Origin of the sequence: Tahibacter caeni (assembly GCF_024609805.1) — a bacterium.
Classification (GTDB): domain Bacteria; phylum Pseudomonadota; class Gammaproteobacteria; order Xanthomonadales; family Rhodanobacteraceae; genus Tahibacter; species Tahibacter caeni.
The window spans coordinates 1-4,563 of record NZ_JANFVR010000356.1 but is presented as its reverse complement, the minus strand read 5'-3'; the positions used below and the strand labels follow the sequence as shown (position 1 = coordinate 4,563).

Annotated in this window: 4 protein-coding genes; all 4 read left to right on the top strand. The window is 72.3% G+C overall.

Annotation, left to right across the window (positions count from 1 at the left end; translation table 11 throughout):
• The first annotated feature begins 102 nt into the window (after positions 1 to 102).
• On the top strand, positions 103 to 498 hold the full coding sequence (locus NON22_RS20645) for an energy transducer TonB (RefSeq protein ID WP_257388866.1): 396 nt from the start codon (positions 103 to 105) through the stop codon (positions 496 to 498).
• A gap of 79 nt (positions 499 to 577) precedes the next feature.
• The gene (locus NON22_RS20640; RefSeq protein WP_257388865.1) at positions 578 to 1,114 is read left to right on the top strand and encodes an RNA polymerase sigma factor; all 537 of its coding nucleotides are present in this window, start codon (positions 578 to 580) and stop codon (positions 1,112 to 1,114) included.
• A gap of 88 nt (positions 1,115 to 1,202) precedes the next feature.
• Positions 1,203 to 2,144, top strand: coding sequence for a FecR family protein (locus tag NON22_RS20635; protein ID WP_257388864.1), 942 nt, complete (start codon positions 1,203 to 1,205; stop codon positions 2,142 to 2,144).
• Entirely contained in the window at positions 2,141 to 4,474 is a 2,334-nt protein-coding gene (locus NON22_RS20630) for a TonB-dependent receptor (RefSeq protein WP_257388863.1), read from the top strand. Before NON22_RS20635 ends, NON22_RS20630 begins: the two co-directional genes overlap by 4 nt.
• The last annotated feature ends 89 nt before the right edge of the window (positions 4,475 to 4,563 follow it).

Sequence of the window (4,563 nt, the reverse complement as noted above, 5' to 3'; positions counted from 1 at the left end):
CCGGCCGCCGCGCGGCCCAGGCCGCGTCAGGCTGCGCAGCCTGACGCGGCTGCCGCTCCGCGCGCGCCCGCGAAGACTGCCACAACGCCGGCGCCGCTGCCCGTGGCTTCGTCACAACCGCCGCTGCCGGAACTGCCTGCGCTGCCGGCGGCCGTCGAGACCGAACGCAACGGCACCGACGTGCTGACGCCGCCGGTCGATCCACTCGTCAATTCGGCCACCGTCCGCGTGCTCGAGTGGCTGGCCCAGCACCGCCGCTATCCGGGTCCGGCGCGCCGCGCCAGGCTGCAGGGCACGGTCGAAGTCATCGTCGTGCTGATGCCCGACGGCCGCCTCGTCGACCAGCGCATCGCGCAGAGCTCGGGCCACGCCATCCTCGACAAGGCCGCGCTCGACCTGCTGCGCCGCGCCTCGCCCGTGCCCGCCTCGGCCTTCTTCACCGGCGAAGCGCGCCAGCTCGAGCTGCGCCTGCCCATCATCTACCGCCTGAGCATCTGATGCCGCCGATCCCGTCCGCCGCGTCCGGCCTGCGCCGGCACGCTTCCGCCCCCTGCGTCGCCGGCGGTCGCTGGCGCGCATGAGCTCGACCTCGCCCCGGCCCGCGCCCGATGCCGAAGCCCAAGCCATCGCCGAGCTGTACGCGAGCTGCTACGGCGAACTCGTGGCTTATCTGCGCCGGCTCTGCGCCGACCACGGCCAGGCCGAGGACCTGGCGCAGGAGGCCGGCATGCGCCTGATCGCCCAGGCCCGGCGCGAGACCATCGCCAAGCCGCGCGCGTTCCTGTTCCACGTCGCGACCAATCTCGCGCGCGACCAGCTGCGCCGGCGCATGGTCAGCGACACCTACGCCGGCGACGGCGACTACGAGGACGGCGGCCACGCGCCGGGCGCCGATCACATCGCGACCGTGCAGGAAGACGTCGCCCGGGTCAGCGCCGCGCTGAACACCCTGACGCCGCGCGCGCGCGACGTGCTCGTGCTCGCGCGCATCCACGGCCATACCCAGAAAGAAATCGCGGACCGGCTGAACCTGCAGCCCAAGACGGTCGAGAACCACCTGACCCGCGCCCTGGCGCAGCTCGGCGCGGCGCTGAGCGGGAGGCGCAGGCAATGATCAGGTCCGTGACGGGCTCAGCAAGAAATTCCCGGTCCCGGCGTTGGGGGCAATCCGGCACTCGCGCGTCTAGGCGGAAGACATGGCCATGAACTCGACCGAATCGCTGCTGCAACAAGCCGCCCGCTGGCACGCCATCGCCAGTGGCCGTGACCTGTCGGCCGACGAAAGCCGCTCGCTGGACGGCTGGCTGGCGCAGAGCGCGAGCCACCGCCTGGCCTATGCCGACATCTGCGCGGCAGCATTCGCGCTCGAGCAGAGTCCGGCTGCCGCAGAGGCCCGCCCATCCGCGCCGGCCGCGCGCAGTCCGCGTCCGTGGCTGCGCTGGGGCGTCGCCGCCGGCGCGCCGCTGCTGCTCGTGCTCGCGCTGCTCGCGGGTCCGCGCGTCGCGCCGAGCTGGCAGAACTGGAACAGCGATCTGTACACCGAAATCGGCAAGCCGCTGTCGCAGAAGCTCGCCGACGGCTCGGTGCTCGAGCTCGACACCGACAGCGCCGTGCGCGTGCGCCTGAGTCCCGAGCGCCGCGACATCGAGCTGCTGCGCGGCCGCCTCGCGATAGCCGTCGCCAAGGATCCGAGCCGTCCGCTGCACGTGCTCAGCGGCGGCGTCGACGCGATGGCCGTCGGCACGCGCTTCGTCGTCGACCGCGGCGATCTCGGCACCGAGGTCGGCGTGCACGAAGGCATAGTCCGGGTGACCGCGGGCCGCGGCAAGGCCGTGGATCTCGGCGCCGGCCAGCAGGCCTTCGTCGGCAACGACGACGGCGCGGCCCAGGTCGGCGCGCTGGCTTCCAACGACGGCTGGACGCGCGGCGTGCTCAGCGTCGAGCAGATGCCGCTGAGCAAGGTGCTGGCCGAGCTCGACCGCTACCTGCCCGAGCGCGTGATCCTGGCCGACGAAGCGCATGCGGCGATGCCGATCACGGCGACCCTGCCGCTCGACGATCCGGCCGCGGCGCTGCGCGCCCTGGCCCAGACCTCGCAGCTGAGCCTGCGCCACATTCCGCGCATCGCCTACGTCATGCGATGAGGCCGGCCCGCCTGGGCCGCCTCGCTGGCCTGCTCGTCGCCGCCGTTCCGCTGGGCCTGCACGCGGCCGGCGATGCGGAAACGGTCTACGACATCCGTCTCGAAACCGGGCCGCTGCTGGGCTGCCTCGAACGGCTCGCGCTGCTCGCGAACGTGCCGATCGTCGATCGCACCGAACGCGTGGCCAGCGCCGAATGCACGGGCCGCCGCCTGCGCGCGACCCTGCCGCAGGCGCTGGACCAGGTGCTCGCGCCGACCGGCCTGAGCTGGCGCCGCCGCAGCGACGGCGCGATCGACATCGTCGTCGCCGCGCCGGAGGAACGCGTCAACCTCGACGCGCTGACGATCGAAGACACTCCGCTGCCGTCCCTGGCGCCGGTCACCGCGGCCACGCCGCCGGTCACCGCGATGGTGCACGACGCGATGAGCGTCACGCGCATCGAGCAGGAACGCCTGGCCGGCTCGCCGCTGCTGAGCCTGAGCCAGATCGGCCGCTACGCGCCGAACGTCTACGCCAGCGGCGCGAGCCTCGCGATCCGCGGCCAGGAACGCGACCTCGACCAGTTCAGCGGTCTCAGCGTGCGCCTGGACGGCATCGATCTCGGCACCAGCCTGATCGAAGGCGACATGGTGCCGGTCGAAGGCCTGGCCAGCCTGCAGCTGCAGCGCGGCCCGCGCAGCTTCGAGCGCGGCGGCAGCGCGACCGCCGGCGCGCTGGACCTGTACACCGAGGCGCCGTCGGAGACGCCGAGCCTGCGCGCGAGCGCCGGCATCGGCAATGCCGGCGCGCTGCGCGGCTCCACGGCGTACTCGACGCGCTTCGGCGACGGCGAGAGCGGCGTGCGCGTCGCGCTGGAACGGCGCGTCATGCCCGACTACGTGCATGAGGTCTACGTGCCCGAGGCCAACCGCGAGCAGCGCATCGTCGACAACGTGTTCACCAAGCTCAATCTCGTGCCCGAGTGGCTGCCGGGCTTCAGCCTGGAGTTCTCGCTGCTCGGCGTTTCCGGCGACGACCCGGCGCTGTACACCGCGCGCGGCGAATTTCCGTTCCCGCTGCCGGAAGACCGTACGAGCTACGCGCGCGACACGGCGCGCACGCAGACGCGCGCGCTCGGCTCGGCGCTGAACCTGCAGTACGGCCGCGACGACTGGAACCTGCGCCTCAGCGCGAGCAGCACGTTCGCGCGCCAGAAAGGCCTCTGGCTCGGTTCGGGCTTCGGCCCGAGCGGCGATCTGAACGACGAGCGCCGGCGCAACGTCGGCCTCAGCGGCCGCTGGCTCGGCGAGCGCTGGGAAATGGCCGGCGGCGTGGAGTTCAGCGCGGTGTCGTTCGCCGATCTCGAAGCGGTCTGGGTGGCGGGTTTCCGCCGCGTCGGCGACAACCGACAGGACATGGACTTCCGCACGCGCAGCGGCTGGCTCTGGCTGGGCCGCCACTGGGATGAGCGCTTCAGCGTCGGCGTCGGCCTGCGCCAGGTCGAGGAGAAGGCGCAGCAGAACTACGTCAGCGTGGCCTGCAACGTCGGCGCCGACCTCGTGCCGCGGCCCGGCGTCTGCGCCGATCGCGATTCGGAGCTGCAGTTCCAGCAGTTCGGCCGCATCGACACGAGCACGCCGGTGCCGCTCGTCGTCGGCAACTGGAACCTCGACGAGACCAACAAACTGAGCCTGAGCCACGGCCGCGGCGTACGCAGCAGCGCCGGCGTGCGCCCGGAGTTCATCCAGCCGGCCGAGCGCGACGACTCGACCCAGCTGGCCTGGCAGTCCGAATGGCTGCAGCAGCGCCTGAAGGCGCGCCTGGCGCTGTTCCGCACCCTGATTCGCGAACGTTTCCACTATGTGACAAACCACGTCGGCGCGCGCGGCCGCGTCTACGGCGCCGAGCTCGAGCTCGACGCGCGCCTGTCAGACCGCTGGCAGGCAACACTGGGGCTCGGCCGCCTGAGCTCGCGCTACGACTACTACCGCTACTACAACGAAGACCCGACGCCGCGCCTGCCCGGCGCGCCGAAATACACGGCGCTGTTCGGCCTGCGCTACGGCGCCGCGCTGGGCTGGTACGGCACGCTCGACGCGTACCACACCGCTGCGGCCGAAACGACGCTGGACATCAATCCCGGCAACCGCCGCCCGGCCTACAGCCTGGCCGACGTACGCATCGGCTACCGCCTCGAAGAAGCCGACTTCTCGATCGCCGTGACCAACGCGTTCGACGAGCTGTACCTCGACCGCGTCGACTTCCGCTACAACGACCGCCGCCAGGAAACGCGCTACCGCCTCGGCGATCCGCGCCGCATCGAGCTGCGCTGGCAGTACGAGTGGCGCTGAAAAAAATACGGCCGCTCGCGCGGCCGTATCGGGTACTGAGGCAGGCGTGGGGGGCCCCCCCGGGCCGCGGGCCCGCCCGGCGGGGGGAC

Coding starts and splice junctions, on each gene's coding strand:
- NON22_RS20640 (WP_257388865.1), top strand. CDS start 578: ATGAGCTCGACCTCGCCCCGGCCCGCGCCCGATGCCGAAGCCCAAGCC.
- NON22_RS20635 (WP_257388864.1), top strand. CDS start 1,203: ATGAACTCGACCGAATCGCTGCTGCAACAAGCCGCCCGCTGGCACGCC.
- NON22_RS20630 (WP_257388863.1), top strand. CDS start 2,141: ATGAGGCCGGCCCGCCTGGGCCGCCTCGCTGGCCTGCTCGTCGCCGCC.